The organism is Streptomyces sp. NPDC002935, assembly GCF_040611295.1.
Lineage (GTDB): Bacteria > Actinomycetota > Actinomycetes > Streptomycetales > Streptomycetaceae > Streptomyces.
The window spans coordinates 1-15,649 of the sequence record NZ_JBEXNW010000036.1 but is presented as its reverse complement, the minus strand read 5'-3'; the positions used below and the strand labels follow the sequence as shown (position 1 = coordinate 15,649).

General features: G+C 71.7%; 8 protein-coding genes and 1 pseudogene. 8 read left to right on the top strand and 1 reads right to left on the bottom strand.

The genetic code is table 11. From position 1 onward, the window contains the following. Nucleotides 1–3: 3 nt before the first annotated feature. The 6 genes and pseudogenes from ABZX90_RS34925 (at nucleotide 4) to ABZX90_RS34900 (ending at nucleotide 9,899) form a co-directional block, all read left to right on the top strand. Nucleotides 4–1,909, top strand: a pseudogene (locus ABZX90_RS34925) (ABC transporter ATP-binding protein). Then, nucleotides 1,906–3,663, top strand: coding sequence for an ABC transporter ATP-binding protein (locus ABZX90_RS34920; RefSeq protein WP_355211741.1), 1,758 nt, complete (start codon nucleotides 1,906–1,908; stop codon nucleotides 3,661–3,663). The pseudogene ABZX90_RS34925 and the gene ABZX90_RS34920 overlap by 4 nt, the downstream one beginning before the upstream one ends. 215 nt (nucleotides 3,664–3,878) lie before the next feature. Beyond that, nucleotides 3,879–4,856, top strand: coding sequence for an NAD(P)-dependent alcohol dehydrogenase (locus ABZX90_RS34915; RefSeq protein ID WP_355211738.1), 978 nt, complete (start codon nucleotides 3,879–3,881; stop codon nucleotides 4,854–4,856). Between the two features lie 433 nt (nucleotides 4,857–5,289). Continuing rightward, complete coding sequence (locus ABZX90_RS34910; RefSeq protein ID WP_351130777.1) at nucleotides 5,290–7,353, top strand: M4 family metallopeptidase; 2,064 nt, start codon at nucleotides 5,290–5,292, stop codon at nucleotides 7,351–7,353. Nucleotides 7,354–7,663: 310 nt separating this feature from the next. Then, on the top strand, nucleotides 7,664–9,328 hold the full coding sequence (locus ABZX90_RS34905) for a M4 family metallopeptidase (RefSeq protein WP_351130778.1): 1,665 nt from the start codon (nucleotides 7,664–7,666) through the stop codon (nucleotides 9,326–9,328). Nucleotides 9,329–9,398: 70 nt separating this feature from the next. Continuing rightward, nucleotides 9,399–9,899 carry a DUF1990 domain-containing protein gene (locus ABZX90_RS34900; protein ID WP_351130779.1) on the top strand — a complete coding sequence of 167 codons (501 nt, stop codon included), beginning with the start codon at nucleotides 9,399–9,401 and terminating at the stop codon, nucleotides 9,897–9,899. 91 nt (nucleotides 9,900–9,990) lie between these two features. Here ABZX90_RS34900 and ABZX90_RS34895 read toward each other — a convergent pair whose 3' ends face one another. Beyond that, the gene (locus tag ABZX90_RS34895; RefSeq protein WP_355211733.1) at nucleotides 9,991–12,609 is read right to left on the bottom strand and encodes a glycosyltransferase family 1 protein; all 2,619 of its coding nucleotides are present in this window, start codon (nucleotides 12,607–12,609) and stop codon (nucleotides 9,991–9,993) included. 328 nt (nucleotides 12,610–12,937) lie between these two features. Between ABZX90_RS34895 and ABZX90_RS34890 the strand changes: the two genes are divergently transcribed. Beyond that, nucleotides 12,938–14,134, top strand: a complete 1,197-nt coding sequence (locus ABZX90_RS34890; RefSeq protein ID WP_351130781.1) for a S8 family peptidase — start codon at nucleotides 12,938–12,940, stop codon at nucleotides 14,132–14,134. Between the two features lie 222 nt (nucleotides 14,135–14,356). Further along, a partial coding sequence (locus ABZX90_RS34885; RefSeq protein ID WP_355211730.1) for a maltotransferase domain-containing protein occupies nucleotides 14,357–15,649 on the top strand: 1,293 nt, incomplete at its 3' end.

The window sequence follows — 15,649 nt, the reverse complement described above, 5'->3', positions numbered from 1 at the left end:
CGGATGATCGACGCGTACGCGGAACCGGGGACACCGGATCGCCGGGGCGGCTGGCGGTTCCTGTGGTGGCTGGTCACCCGGCAGGCGGGCCGTTCGGTCACCGGCGCGGTGGTCGCCACCGTGTGGATGGGGCTCACGGCGCTGACGCCGTATCTGCTGTCCCGGGCGATCGACGACGGTCTGGAGCCGGGCGACGGGACGGCGCTGGCCGGCTGGACGGCGGCCGTGCTGGGTACCGGGGTGTTCAACGCCTGGCTGGGTGTCGTACGGCACCGCACGATGACCAAGGTCCGGATGGACGCCAACTTCCGTACGGTCAAGGTCGTCGTCGAGCACGCGGCCCGGCTCGGTGCGGCGCTCTCGCGGCAGATCGGAACGGGGGAGGTCGTCACGGTCGGAGTCGGCGACGTACAGACGATCAGCTGGTCGCTGACCGTGGTCGGCCCCGGTCTGGCCGCGGTCGTCACTTACGGCGTGGTGGCCACGCTGCTGCTGCCGGTCTCGGTGCTGCTGTCCGTGGTGATCCTGCTCGGGGTGCCGCTGATCGCCGTCCTCGTCGGGCCGTTGACGGTCCGGCTCCAGGGGACCGAGACCGGGTACCGCGAACGGCAGTCCGTCCTGACGGCACGGATCGGCGATCTCGCGGGCGGTCTGCGCGTCCTGAACGGCCTCGGCGGCAAAGGGCTGTACGCGGACGCGTTCCGCCGCGACTCGCAGCGGCTGCGGGAACAGGGGTACCGGGTCGGCGCGGTGACCAGCTGGATCCAGGCGCTGGGCATGGGGCTGCCGTCTCTCTTCCTGGCCGTGGTGACCTGGATCGCCGCCCGGCTGGCCGCCCAAGGGGCCATCACCATTGGGGAGTTGGTGTCCGCGTACGGTTATGTCGCGGTCCTCGTCCTGCCGGTGTACTTCTTCATCGACTGCGCCTACGAACTCTCCCGGGGCGTGGTCGCCGCCCGGCGCGTCGTACGGTTCCTGTCCCTGGAGCCCGTCACGGGGCCCGCTGACGCGCTGGACGCCCCGGGGTCCCCGGCCGTGCTGCACGATCCGGAGTCCGGGGTCCGGGTGGTCCCGGGGAGACTGACCGCGCTGGCCGGCGCCCGCTCCGCGGAGTCGGAGGCCGTGGTGGACCGGCTCGGCCGGTACGCGGCGTCGGACGTGACCTGGGGCGGCGTACGGCTCGACGAGGTCGCCCTGACCCAGGTGCGCGAGCGGATCCTGGTCGCCGACAACGAGGCCGACCTGTTCGCGGGCACCCTGCGCGAAGTCGTCGGGGGGGCGCCGGGACCCCGACGAGGAGACCATCGCCCGGGCCGTGCGCGCGGCCGCGGCCGACGACGTCGTCCTCGGCCTGCCGGGCGGTCTCGACTCGGCCGTCGACGCGCAGGGCCGGAGTCTGTCCGGCGGTCAGCGGCAGCGGGTGCGGCTCGTGCGCGCGCTCCTCGCCGACCCGGAGGTGCTGCTCGCCCTGGAGCCGACCTCGGCGCTCGACGCCCACACCGAGGCGGCCGTCGCGACCCGGCTGCGCGCCGCGCGCTCGGGCCGTACGACGGTCGTGACCAGCACCTCGCCGCTCGTGCTGGACCGCGCGGACACGGTCTGCTTCCTGGTCGACGGCAAGTCCGCGGCCACGGGCACCCACCGCGAACTCCTCAGGACGGAGCCGGGATACCGGGCTTTGGTGGCCCGCGACTTGGAGGCCGACGGGGAACCGGGGACGGACTCCGGCCTGGAGACGGACCCGGGCGCGACGACCGACGCGGACCCGGCGGCGGACGGGCGTCGGGAGACGGACGCGCGTGTGACGGCCGGTACGGCTCCGGAGGCCGACGCGGGCGTGGTGGCCCGTACGGACCCGGAGGTCGACGCGGGCCCGGTGGCGGGCCTGGACGAGGAGGTCGTGCGGTGAGTGTCCATCTGCCGGTGGCGGGGCGCGCCGATGTACGGCGGGCGGCGGTGCGGCTGATCCGGGCGGACGGGCAGGTGTTCGCCGCCGTGCTCGGGCTCAACGCGCTGGCCGCCGCGGCCGGTCTGGTCGGCCCCTGGCTGCTCGGGCGGATCATCGACGACGTACGGGCCGGCGGCGGTGTGGAGGTGGTGGACGGGCCGGCGCTCGTCATCCTCGTGTCCGCACTGGCCCAGCTGCTGCTGGCGCGCTGGGCCCGCTACGTGGGCCACCGCTTCGGGGAGCGGACGCTCGCGCGGGTACGGGAGGAGTTCGTGGAGCGGACGCTGACGCTGCCCGCGTCGGTCGTGGAGCGGGCGGGCACCGGCGATCTGACGGCGCGCGGTACCGCCGACGTCACGGTGGTGGGCAAGACGCTGCGCGACACAGGACCTCAGCTGCTGATCTCCGGCGCGCAGGCGCTGTTCGTCCTCGCCGCCGTCTTCTTCATCGACCCGCTGCTCGGCTGCTGCGGATTGCTGGGCCTGGCCTGTATCTCGATCGCGCTGCGCTGGTATCTGCGTCGGGCGCGCACCGCCTATCTCGCCGAGGGCGCCGCCACCTCGGAGGTCGCCGAGATCCTCGCGGCCACCGCGTCGGGTGCCCGCACGGTGGAGGCGTTCGGGCTGGGCGAGCGCCGGATCCGGGCGAGCCGGGACGCGCTGGAGGTCTCCCGGGTGAGCCGGATGCGGACGTTGTTCCTGCGCAGCGTGTTCTTCCCGGCCGTGGACATCTCGTACGTCGTTCCGGTGGTCGCCGTGCTTCTGGTGGGCGGCGCGCTGCACGCCCGGGGCACGCTGAGCCTCGGCACGGTGGTCGCCGCGACGCTCTATCTGCACCGGCTCGCCGAGCCGCTGGACCAGATCCTGAACCAGGTCGAGCAACTGCAGAGCAGCGGAGCCTCGTTCGCCCGCGTGGAGGGCCTGGCCCGTGCGCCGCGCACCGTCCCGGCCGGCTCGCCCGCACCGGTGGACGACCGGATCGACGTCACCGGCGTGCGGTACGCCTACGACCGCGGCGGCGAGGTGCTGCGCGGGGTCGACCTGACGGTGCGGCCCGGGGAGCGACTGGCCGTCGTGGGCCCTTCCGGCGCCGGGAAGACCACGCTGAGCAGGCTGCTGGCGGGCGTCGACGCGCCGGGCAGCGGGACGGTGACGGTCGGGCGGGTGCCGGTCGTCGCCCTCGACCCCGAGCAGTTGCGCCGGCAGGTCGTACTCGTCACCCAGGAGCACCATGTGTTCCTCGGCACGGTCCGCGACAACCTGCTCATCGCCGAACCGGCCGCCGGTGACGCCGAGTTGTGGGCGGCGCTGGCGGCGGTCGGGGCCGACGACTGGGCCGGGGAGCTCCCGGACGGGCTGGACACCGAGCTGGGTCCCGAGGCCCTCCCCGTCGACGGCTCGCGCGCCCAGCAGCTGGCGCTGGCCCGGGTGGTGCTCGCCGACCCGCACACCCTGATCCTCGACGAGGCCACGGCGCTCCTCGACCCGACGACCGCCCGGCACACGGAACGCGCGCTGGCCGCCGTCCTCGAAGGCCGCACCGTCATCGCCATCGCCCACCGGCTGCACACCGCCCACGACGCCGACCGGGTCGCGGTGATGGAGGACGGCCGGCTGACCGAACTGGGCACGCACGAGGACCTGGTGGCGGCCGACGGCGCCTACGCGGCGCTGTGGCGTTCGTGGCACGGGGAGCGCCGGCCCGCCGACGGCTGATCGGGGGGCCGGTCACGGTGGCCGGCCGGGCACCCGCACCGCTGCTCCCCTGCTCCCTGCTTCTCACCCCTGCCGTCGCGTGTGTCCCTCCGGTGTCCCCCTAGGGCTTGTCCCGGATTCCCGTGCACCGGGTGCTCGGCTAGCCTCGCAAGCAGTGGCGCTCCCTCGGCCAGCCGATCAATTTCCGCACCGTACGGGTGCTTTACGGAGTTCCGATGCTAGCGATCACCCAGGACCGGTACGGCTCTCCCGACGAGCTGGAGCTGAGGGACGTCGACAAGCCGGTGCCGACCGGAAGCCAGGTGCTGGTGCGCGTGAAGGCGGTCTCGCTCAACGCCTACGACTGGCATCTCATGCGCGGCGATCCGTATCTGGCCCGGCTCTCGTTCGGCACCCGCCGGCCCAGGCAGCGGATCCGGGGGCGGGACTTCGCGGGGCAGGTCGAGGCGGTCGGCCCCGACGTGACGCGGCTGCGTCCCGGGGACGAGGTGTTCGGTGAGGCCGACGGGGCGTTCGCCGAGTACGTGTGCGCGCCGGACGACGTGGTGGAGACGAAGCCTGCGGGTCTGACCTTCGAGCAGGCCGCCGCACTGCCGCTGGCGGGGAACACCGCGCTGATCGGGCTGCGCGACGTCGCTCCGCTGCGGCCGGGACTGCGCGTCCTCGTCAACGGCGCGTCGGGCGGTGTCGGCACCTACGCCGTGCAGATCGCCAAGGCGTACGGCGCGGAGGTGACCGGCGTGTGCAGCGCGAGGAACGCGGACCTGGTGCGCTCGCTCGGCGCGGACCGCGTCATCGACTACGCCGCGGTGGACTTCACCCGCGAGGGGCAGCGTTACGACGTCGTGCTCGACCTGGTCGGCAATCGCTCCCTGACCGCGTTCCGGCGCGCGCTGACGCCCAAGGGGACGCTCGTGCTGTCCGGCGGCGGGGTGTCCGAGGGCGGCAGTCTCTTCGGGCCGATGGGGCTCATCCTGAGGGGACCGGCGGTGTCGCGCTTCGTCGGTCAGCGGATCCTCACCCTGACCGCGAAGCAGAGTGGGGCGAACCTCGCGACCCTGCGGGAACTCGTCGATTCCGGGAAGATCACCCCCGCCATCGACCGGACGTACGCGTCCTTGAGCGAGGTGCCGGAGGCCATCCGTTATCTGGAAGTGGAGCACGCCCGGGCGAAGGTCGTCGTCACGGTGTGACCCCGGCGGCCGCCCGGGCACCCGTCCCGGCGCGCGCTGTCGGTTCTCAACTCCCCGCAGGTCGGCGGGGATCCGGATCCCCCGCGGGCGTTCTCCCCGCGGGGCCGGTCGTTGCGGCGCCGTTCCCGGCGCGTGTCCGAGGAGCGAATTCCTCCTCACTCGCGAGGGAAGATCGGCGCACGCTCCGGCGGACAGTTCGTTTACCGAACATGACGCCCCGGACAACGGACCATTTCCGGCCAATGTGCTGACGCGGTCCTGACAGAAAGCGTCATCCCCTGCCACTCTTCCCTCGGCTACTTCACAGCAACCTCACAGCTATGCCAGCCGTGTCGTGCCGTACGACCCCATGCACCTGGTTCCGCGTAACGCCCAGTTCTGCCCGGACGGGTCACCCATCGTCCGGTCTCCCCTGGCCGCGCGACCCGCGGCCATGCAGAAGGAGTCAGTGTTGAGCAGCAGTTCTCCCCACAGACGCACCTCCCACATCACCAAGCGCCGCATCGCCGGTGTCGCCCTCGTCGGCGTCTCCGCCCTGCTGGCCGCGGCCGTCCAGTCGGGCGCCGCGAGCGCCGCCCCTGAGCAGGCCCCCCGGGCGGGCAAGGTCAACCCGGGCGCCGTCGCCATGAAGCTCACCGCCTCGCAGCGCGCCGAGCTGATACGCGACGCCAACTCGGCCAAGGCGGCCACCGCCAAGGACCTGGGCCTCGCCGCCGGCGAGAGCCTCGTGGCCCGGGACGTCATCAAGGACCACGACGGCACCGTCCACACCCGTTACGAGCGGACGTACGAGGGACTTCCGGTCCTCGGCGGCGACCTGGTCGTCGACACCGCCAAGTCCGGGAAGACCGGGCACGTCTACAAGGCGACGAAGGCCTCCCTCAAGGTCGCCACCCTCAAGCCCGCGGTCGCCGCCACCACGGCGGAGAAGCAGGCCCTGTCCGCCGCCAAGGCCGCCGGTTCGAAGAGCACCGCCGCCGACCGCGCGCCCCGCAAGGTGATCTGGGCGGCGAGCGGCAAGCCGACCCTCGCCTACGAGACCGTCGTCGGCGGCCTCCAGGACGACGGCACCCCCAACGAGCTGCACGTCATCACCGACGCCGCCACCGGCAAGAAGCTCTACGAGTACCAGGGCATCAAGAACGGCATCGGCAACACCCAGTACAGCGGCCAGGTGACCCTGACGACCACGCAGTCGGGCTCCACCTACACGCTGAACGACGGTGCGCGCGGCGCCCACAAGACGTACAACCTGAACCACGGGACGTCGGGCACCGGCACGCTGTTCTCGCAGACGAATGACACCTGGGGCAACGGCACCACGTCGAACGCCGCGACGGCCGGCGCCGACGCGCACTACGGCGCCGCGGAGACCTGGGACTTCTACAAGAACACCTTCGGCCGCAGCGGCATCAAGAACAACGGCGTGGGAGCGTACTCACGCGTCCACTACGGCAACGCGTACGTCAACGCGTTCTGGGACGACGGCTGCTTCTGCATGACGTACGGCGACGGGTCCGGGAACGCCGACCCGCTGACCTCGCTGGACGTGGCCGGCCACGAGATGAGCCACGGCGTCACCGCCAACACCGCGGGCCTCAACTACTCGGGCGAGTCCGGCGGCCTGAACGAGGCGACCTCCGACATCTTCGGCACCGGTGTCGAGTTCTACGCCAACAACGCCTCCGACGTGGGCGACTACCTCATCGGCGAGAAGATCGACATCAACGGCGACGGCACCCCGCTGCGCTACATGGACAAGCCGAGCAAGGACGGCGGCTCCAAGGACTCCTGGTACTCCGGTGTCGGCAACGTCGACGTGCACTACTCGTCGGGTGTGGCCAACCACTTCTTCTACCTGCTGAGCGAGGGCAGCGGCGCCAAGGTCATCAACGGCGTCAGCTACAACTCGCCCACCTCCGACGGGCTTCCGGTCACCGGCATCGGCCGCGACAAGGCGCTGCAGATCTGGTACCGCGCGCTCACCACCAAGTTCGTCTCGACCACCAACTACGCGGCGGCCCGCACCGGCACGCTCGCGGCGGCCGGTGAGCTGTACGGCACGACGAGCGCCGAGTACACAGCGGTGCAGAACGCCTGGGCGGCCGTGAACGTCGGTTCACGTCCGGGCGGTGGCGGCGGTGGCGGTACGTCGTTCGAGAACACGGCCGACGTATCAATTCCGGACAACGGCGCGGCGGTCACCTCGTCGATCACGGTCAGCGGCCGCACCGGCAACGCCCCGTCGAACCTCGCGGTCGCCGTGGACATCGTGCACACCTGGCGCGGTGACCTGGTGATCGATCTGGTGGCCCCCGACGGCTCGACGTACCGCCTGAAGAACTTCAGCGGGTCCGACTCGGCGGACAACGTGAACGCGACCTACACGGTCAACGCGTCCTCCGAAGTCGCCAATGGCACCTGGAAACTGAAGGTCCAGGACCAGGCGGCCCAGGACGTCGGCTACATCAACAGCTGGAAGCTGACCTTCCCGTAAACCGCGGCGGAAGCCCGTAGGAAGACAGTGCGCCAGGGCGCCGTCCCGGAGGTTCAACTCCCCGGGGCGGCGCCCTCTTTTGCCCGCCAAGAGGTTTGCTTTGACCCTCCCTTGACGGCGGCCCGCGAGACGCCCGGTCACCCGACTGTTCACCTGATCGACGATTTTCGGCCAAGGTCTTTATGGGCTCCTGACATGTACGCGCCTGGGATGGCACGCTTCCACCGCACGGCTCACCCGCACCGCAACTTCACCATCGTCCCTCCGGCTACCCCACGCCGTTCGGACGCCCCCACAAGAAGGAGCTTGCGTGACTCCCCTCTACGCGCGTCACAAGCGCACCACTCTGGCCATCGCCACCGCAGTCGCGGCCGGAGCCCTGCTCACCACCGGTCTGACCACCGGTGCCGCCGCCCAGACCGCGGCGCTCCCGTCCGGCAAGACCACCCCCCTCGCCGGTTCGCCCGTCCTGCTCTCCAACTCCGCGCGCACCGCGCTCATCCAGAAGGCCGACGCCGCCACGGCGGAGACGGCCCAGGAGATAGGCCTCGGTGCCAAGGAGAAGCTGGTCGTCAGAGACGTCCTCAAGGACGCCGACGGCACCGTCCACACCCGCTACGAGCGCACGTACAACGGACTTCCGGTCCTCGGCGGCGACCTCGTCGTCCACGAGACCAAGGCCGGCAAGACCGAGGGCGTGACGAAGGCGACGAAGACCGCCATCAAGGTCGCCTCGCTCAAGCCGCTGGTCACGACCGCGAAGGCCGAGAAGCAGGCGCTCACCGCGGCCAAGACCGCCGGCTCGGAGAAGACCACCGCCGACAAGGCGCCCCGCAAGGTGATCTGGGCCGCCACCGGCAAGCCGACCCTCGCCTACGAGACCGTCGTCGGCGGCCTCCAGGACGACGGCACCCCCAACGAGCTGCACGTCATCACCGACGCCGCCACCGGCAAGAAGCTCTACGAGTACCAGGGCGTCGAGACCGGTACCGGCAAGAGCCTCTACTCGGGCACGGTCACCCTCAACACGACCCTGTCGGGCTCGACGTACCAGCTGACCGACGGCACCCGCGGCAGCCACAAGACGTACAACAAGTCCCACACCACCAGCTCCTCCGCGGGCACGCTGTTCACCGACGCGGACGACGTCTGGGGCACCGGCGCGGCCTCCAGCTCGACCACCGACCAGACCGCGGCCGTCGACGCCGCCTACGGCGCGCAGGCGACCTGGGACTTCTACAAGAACACCTTCGGCCGCAGCGGCATCAAGAACAACGGCGTCGCGGCCTACTCCCGGGTCCACTACGGCAACGCGTACGTCAACGCGTTCTGGGACGACAGCTGCTTCTGCATGACGTACGGCGACGGCTCGGGCAACACGCACCCGCTGACCTCGCTGGACGTGGCCGGCCACGAGATGAGCCACGGCGTCACCGCCAACACCGCGGGCCTGAACTACTCGGGCGAGTCCGGCGGTCTGAACGAGGCGACCTCCGACATCTTCGGCACGGGCGTCGAGTTCGCCGCGGCGAACTCCTCCGACGTGGGTGACTACCTCATCGGCGAGAAGATCAACATCAACGGTGACGGCACCCCGCTGCGCTACATGGACCAGCCCAGCAAGGACGGCGGCTCCGCCAACTACTGGTCCTCCAGCGTCGGCAACCTGGACGTGCACTACTCGTCCGGCGTCGCGAACCACTTCTTCTACCTCCTCTCGGAGGGCAGCGGAAGCAAGACGATCAACGGGGTCAGCTACAACTCCCCGACGTCCAACGGCACCACGGTCACCGGCATCGGCCGGGCCAAGGCGCTGCAGATCTGGTACAAGGCGCTGACGACCTACATGACGTCGACGACCAAGTACGCGGGCGCCCGCACGGCCACGCTCTCCGCGGCGTCGGCCCTGTACGGCTCCACGAGCACGGAGTACAAGACGGTGGCCGCCGCCTGGTCCGCGGTCAACGTCAGCTAGTACGCGCGTAGTCGAACGAAGGCGGCACCCGGGCAAGGACAGCCCCGGGTGCCGCCTTACTCTTGCCCCCATGCCCTACACGTACGAGGACGTGGGCGCGACCCGCGAGGACCGCTGCCCCCCGGGCTTCCACCGACTGCACGTCCGCTTCCGGATCGGCGAGGGCGAGGCCGTCTTCCGGCGCGCCTCCGATGCCCTGATGACCTGGGAGCTGCACCGCGCCATGGGAATCGGCATGGTCTGCGATGCCGACAAGGCGGCACCGGGCGTCGCGGTCACGGTCGGTCTCGGCCCGATCAAGGCCCCCTGCCGCGTGGTCTGGACGGCCGAGGAACCCCGTCGCACCGCCTGGGCCTACGGAACGCTTTCCGGCCATCCCGAGTGTGGCGAGGAGGCGTTCGTCGTCTCCCGCACCGGCGACGGCACCGTCTGGCTGACGATCACGGCCTTCAGCCGCGCGGCCAAGTGGTACGCCCGCGCGGGCGGCGCCGCCACGAGAGGCCTCCAGCACGCGTACGCCCAGCGCTGCGGGAAGGTACTGCGACGGCTGTGCGCGGGGCTCGACAGCTGAGGCCCCCCGGGATCCACGGGCCGGAGGGCCGGAAACGGCGCCGTCAGGGCGAGCCGTTGCGCACGGCCGGCCCTGACGGCGCCCCCGCGCCTCACCGCAACAGAACCCCCGCCCCCTCCCCCATCTCCTCCGAAGGCACCGCCAGCAGGCCGAGTTCCGCGGCGGAGGCCAGGAGGCGGTGGGTCGGCAGGATGCGGACCGTGTAGCCGAAGGGGCCCGTGCGGTCGAGGGACAGCGGGCCCTCGTACACCCAGCGGCCTTCCAGGTCGGGGCCGCCGGTCGGTTTCAGCGGGACACAGACCGCGTCCCCGATGCGGTCGTCGGTGTCGACGCGGCCCGCGACCGCCTGGACCTCCACGTCGTCGGGGGCGAGGTCGCCGAGGCCGACGCGGACGCGCAGCGACAGGGTGGTGCCGAGTTCGGCGGTCGTGGTGGCCGAGGACGCCTCGACGTGGTCGACGGTGACCTGCGGCCAGGCGGCGCGGACACGGGACTTCCAGCCGGCCAGTTCGCGGGCCGTGTCGGCGGTGAGCGAACGGTGGGCCTGGGCCGCGGGGGCGTACAGGCGCTCCACGTACTCGCGCACCATCCGGCCGGCCAGGACCTTCGGACCGAGGTGGGTCAGTGTCCGGCGGACCATCTCGATCCAGCGGTCGGGCAGACCGCCCTGGCCGCGCTCGTAGAAGCGGGGGGCGACCCGCTGTTCGAGGAGGTCGTAGAGGGCCCCGGCCTCCAGCTCGTCACGGCGGTCGTCGTCGGTCGCGGTGCCGTCCGCGGTCGGGATCGCCCAGCCGAAGTCCGGCTGGAACCACTCGTCCCACCAGCCGTCCAGGACGGAGAGGCTGAGACAGCCGTTGAGCGCCGCCTTCATGCCGCTCGTACCGCACGCCTCCAGCGGGCGCAGCGGGTTGTTGAGCCAGATGTCGCAGCCCGGGTACAGCTTCTGCGCCATCGCCATGCCGTAGTCGGGCAGGAAGACGATCCGGTGGCGCACCCGGGGGTCGTCCGCGAACCTGACCAGCTCCTGGATCAGCCGCTTCCCACCGTCGTCCGCGGGGTGCGCCTTGCCCGCCACGACGATCTGGACCGGCCGTTCGGCGTGCAGCAGCAGGTCCATCAGCCGGTCACGGTCGCGCAGCATGAGGGTCAGGCGTTTGTACGAGGGGACCCGGCGCGCGAAGCCGATGGTGAGGACGTCCGGGTCCAGCACTCCGTCGACCCAGCCGAGTTCGGCCGTACCGGCGCCGCGCTGACGCCAGGACGCCCGGAGCCGGTCCCGTACCTCCGCGACCAGCTGTTCCCGCAGGACCCGCCGCAGGTCCCAGATCTCCTGGTCGGCGATCTCGGCCACCGCGTCCCACCGGTCCGAACCGCCGACGGTCAGCGCGTCCTCGGTGCGCTGCGCGCCGATCTGCCGGGCGCCGAGGCGGAACACCTCGGGCGCCACCCAGGTCGGCGCGTGGACGCCGTTGGTGACCGAGGTGATCGGCACCTCCTCGGGGTCGAAGCCCGGCCAGAGTCCGGAGAACATCTCCCGGCTGACCTGGCCGTGCAGCAGCGAGACCCCGTTCGCCCGCTGGCCGAGACGCAACCCCATCACGGCCATGTTGAAGAGGTTCGGCTCGCCTCCGGGATAGGTCTCCATACCGAGGGCGAGGATGCGCTCCACGTCGATGCGCGGGAGTTCGGCGTCGGCGCCGAAGTGGCGGGCGACCACCTCCCGGTCGAAGCGGTCGATGCCGGCGGGCACGGGGGTGTGGGTGGTGAAGACGGTGCCGGCCCTGACCGCCTCCAGCGAGGACGCGAAGTCCAGCCCCTCGTCGGCGAGTTCGGCGATCCGCTCCAGGCCGAGGAACCCCGCGTGCCCCTCGTTGGTGTGGAACACCTCGGGCTGCGGGTGCCCGGTCAGCCGGCAGTACGTCCGGACCGCGCGCACCCCTCCTATACCGAGCAGCATCTCCTGCAACAGGCGGTGTTCGCTGCCGCCGCCGTACAGCCGGTCGGTGACCCCGCGTTCGCCGAGGCCGTTCTCCTCGATGTCGGAGTCGAGCATGAGCAGTGGGACGCGGCCGACCTGGGCCAGCCAGATCCGGGCGCGCAGCGCGCGGCCGCCGGGCAGGGCGAGGGACACCTGGGCGGGCGTGCCGTCGTCCTCGCGCAGGGGCACCACGGGCAGTTCGTTGGGGTCGAGGACCGGATAGTGCTCCTGCTGCCAGCCCTCGCGGGACAGCGACTGGCGGAAGTAGCCGTGCCGGTAGAGCAGGCCCACGCCGATCAGCGGGGCGCCGAGGTCGCTGGCGGCCTTGAGGTGGTCGCCCGCGAGGATGCCGAGGCCCCCGGAGTACTGCGGGAGCGCGGCGGTGATGCCGAACTCGGGCGAGAAGTAGGCGATGGCGGCGGGCAGATCGGAGGTCTGCGTCTGGTACCAGCGCTCGCCGGTCACGTACTCGCGCAGGTCGTCGGAGACCTCGGCGAGGCGGCGCAGGAAGCGGCTGTCCTGCGTGAGCTCCGTGAGCCGTGCGGCCGACACGCTGCCGAGCAGTCGTACGGGGTCGCCGCCGGACGCGGCCCAGCGCTCCGGGTCGACGGACTGGAAGAGGTCGCGGGTCTCGGCGTGCCAGGACCAACGGAGGTTGCGTGCCAGGTCACTGAGCGGGTGAAGGGCTTCGGGGAGAACGGGTCGGACGGTGAATCTGCGGATCGCCTTCACGAGTTCCACCTTCACGGAGGACGTACGAGGCAGAGGGCCGCACGGCGGTGTGCGGCCTTCGTCACCCACGACGTTAGCGGCGAGGGTGCCTTCGCAACACGGCGCATCGCGGCGCGGCCCCGGATAGGGCCGACTGTGTGACGTCGGCGAGAAATCGACGCAACCTTCGCGGGCACCTCGGGGACGGTATGGCCGATTCCGCCCTCCTGGGCGGCCTTGTGGTGCTTCGCACCGCACGAGAGGCTCGCCAGGTGACGTACGGCCGGACCCTGCCCACAGCGGTCGGCCCCGGCCTGCGTACGTCGAGTTGAGGAGGGGAACTCCAGTCATGGCACGGACGAGGAAGTGGCGTCTGCGCTGGGCGGCGGGTCTCACAGCGGTCACGACGGCCGGAGTGCTTTCGGCCATCGCCCCGCCCGCCCAGGCGGCCCCGGAGGGGCAGATACTCGGAGCCGGGGACCCCGGTTCCGTCAGCGGGAGCTACATCGTGACGCTGAAGGGGGGTACGCGGGCTCCGTCGTCGGCCGGCACGGGCATCGCCGAGCAGTACGGGGCGAGAATCAGCCATACGTACGGCACGGCCCTCAACGGCTTCGCCGTGCGCGTCGACGAGAGACGGGCCCGGCGGCTCGCCGCGGACCCCCGCGTGGCCTCGGTCGTCCAGGACACCCGGGTGATGCTCGACCGCGTCCAGAGCAATCCTCCCTCGTGGGGCCTGGACCGGATCGACCAGCCGAACCGGCCGCTCGACAAGCGCTACGCGGCACCCGACCCGTCGGGTTCGGGGGTGACCGTGTACGTCATCGACACCGGCGTCCGCGTCACCCACAAGGACTTCGGGGGCCGGGCGAGCTCCGGCTGGGACTTCGTCGACAACGACAGGACGGCACAGGACGGCAACGGCCACGGCACGCATGTGGCCGGAACCATTGCCGGCACCGGGTACGGCGTCGCCAAGAAGGCCCGGGTCGTCGCCGTCCGCGTCCTCGACGACCAGGGGGCCGGCTCCACCGCCCAGGTCATCGCCGGCATCGACTGGGTCACCCGGCACGCGAGGAAGCCGGCCGTGGCCAATCTCAGCCTGGGCGGGTACGCCAACACCCAGCTGGACACGGCCGTCCGCAACTCCATCGCCTCCGGCGTCACCTACGCCGTCGCCGCCGGCAACGACGGACTGCCGGCCGCCTTCTACTCCCCGGCCCGGGTCGCCCAGGCCCTCACGGTCGGCGCGAGCGACCGGACCGACGCTCGGGCGGGCTTCTCGAACACCGGGTCGGCGCTCGACCTCTTCGCGCCGGGGGTCGCCATCACGTCGGCTTCGTACACAAGCGATACGGGGAAGGCGACCTACTCCGGTACGTCGATGGCGTGTCCGCACGGCGCCGGAGCGGCCGCGCTGTATCTGGCCGGTCATCCGAGGGCCGCACCGGCCCAGGTGGTGAAGGCGCTGGTGAAGCGGGCGGCCTCGGGAAAGCTGTCGGGCGTCGGCCCGGGTTCACCGAACAAACTCCTGCAAGTCGGCTGACCCTGGTGCGACGCTGGTACAACCAGGGTGATTCGGCCACACCGCACCGGCCTCGCCTGCCCGGGACGAGGCCGGTCTTGTGTGTAGACATACGCGTGAGTAGTTAACAAAGTGCCGGAATGCTCACCCGCATAGGGTGGGAAGGCTCCTCCGGTACACCCGCAGGCCCCACCTCCCCACACCCTCATCCGCCCACCCACGTTGACGCGGACAGGAGCGGTCATGCCCGCCACGCACCACACGTCGCCACCCCCGACGACCACCTCCGAGACACCCCGAACACGCAAGACCGAAGCCGGTCCCCGTACTCCGGACAAACCCTCCGCCGCCCCCGGCGGCAGCAGCCCGGCCGCCCTCGGCGCGGCCGGCTCCGGGACGACGGAATCCGGGGCGACAGCCTCCGGGGCGACAGCCTCCGCCACCGAATCCGCCGCCCCCGGCACCTCCGTTCCCAACGCCTCGGCTTCGGGCACGTCCGCTTCGGGCACGTCCGCTTCCCAGCCCAAGACGGGCAAGTCCGCTCCCAAGACCGGCAAGTCCGCTCCCAAGGCAGGCAGCGCCGCATCCAAGCCCAGGACGGCCAAGTCCGCTCCCAGGGCGCGCAAGGCCGCCGTCCCCGCCACCCGTACCGCCGATGTCCCCGTCGCCCCCGCCCCCGCCCCCGTGGTCTCAACGGCGACGGCCGTGGGGCGCATCCCCGTCCTCGACGTCCGCCCGGTCGTGCAGCACGGGCGCCGTCCCGCGAAAGCGGTGGTGGACGAGCAGTTCGAAGTCTCGGCCACGGTCTTCCGCGAGGGTCATGACGCGGTCGCCGCGAATGTCGTCCTGCGCGATCCGGACGGCCGCGTCGGCCCGTGGACGCCGATGCGCGAGCTGGCCCCCGGCACCGACCGCTGGGGGGCCGCGGTGAGCGCCGGCAAGGAGGGCCGCTGGACGTACACGGTGGAGGCGTGGGGGGATCCGATCACCACCTGGCGGCATCACGCGGGGATCAAGATCCCGGCGGGGTTGGACACGGAACTGGTGCTGGAGGAGGGCGCCCTGCTGTACGAGCGGGCGGTCGCCGCCATGCCGAAGGGGCCCAAGGGCAAGAGCGGCAGGGACACGGTCCTCGGGGCCGTCGACGCGCTGCGCGACACCGGCCGTCCCGTCGCCTCCCGGCTCGCCGCCGCCCTCACACCCGAGGTGGACGAGGTCCTGGCCCGGCATCCGCTGCGCGACCTGGTGACGTCGTCCGAGCCGTTGCCGCTGCTGGTGGAGCGGGAGCGGGCGTTGTTCGGTTCCTGGTACGAGTTCTTCCCGCGCTCGGAGAGCGGGCAGCTGGACCCGCCGGTGCACGGCACCTTCCGCACCGCCGCCGAACGCCTGCCCGCGATCGCGGAGATGGGCTTCGACGTCGTCTACCTCCCGCCGATCCACTCCATCGGCACCACCTACCGCAAAGGACCGGACAACACGCTGTCGGCCACGCCCGAGGACGTCGGGGTGCCCTGGGCCATCGGCTCCCCCGAGGGC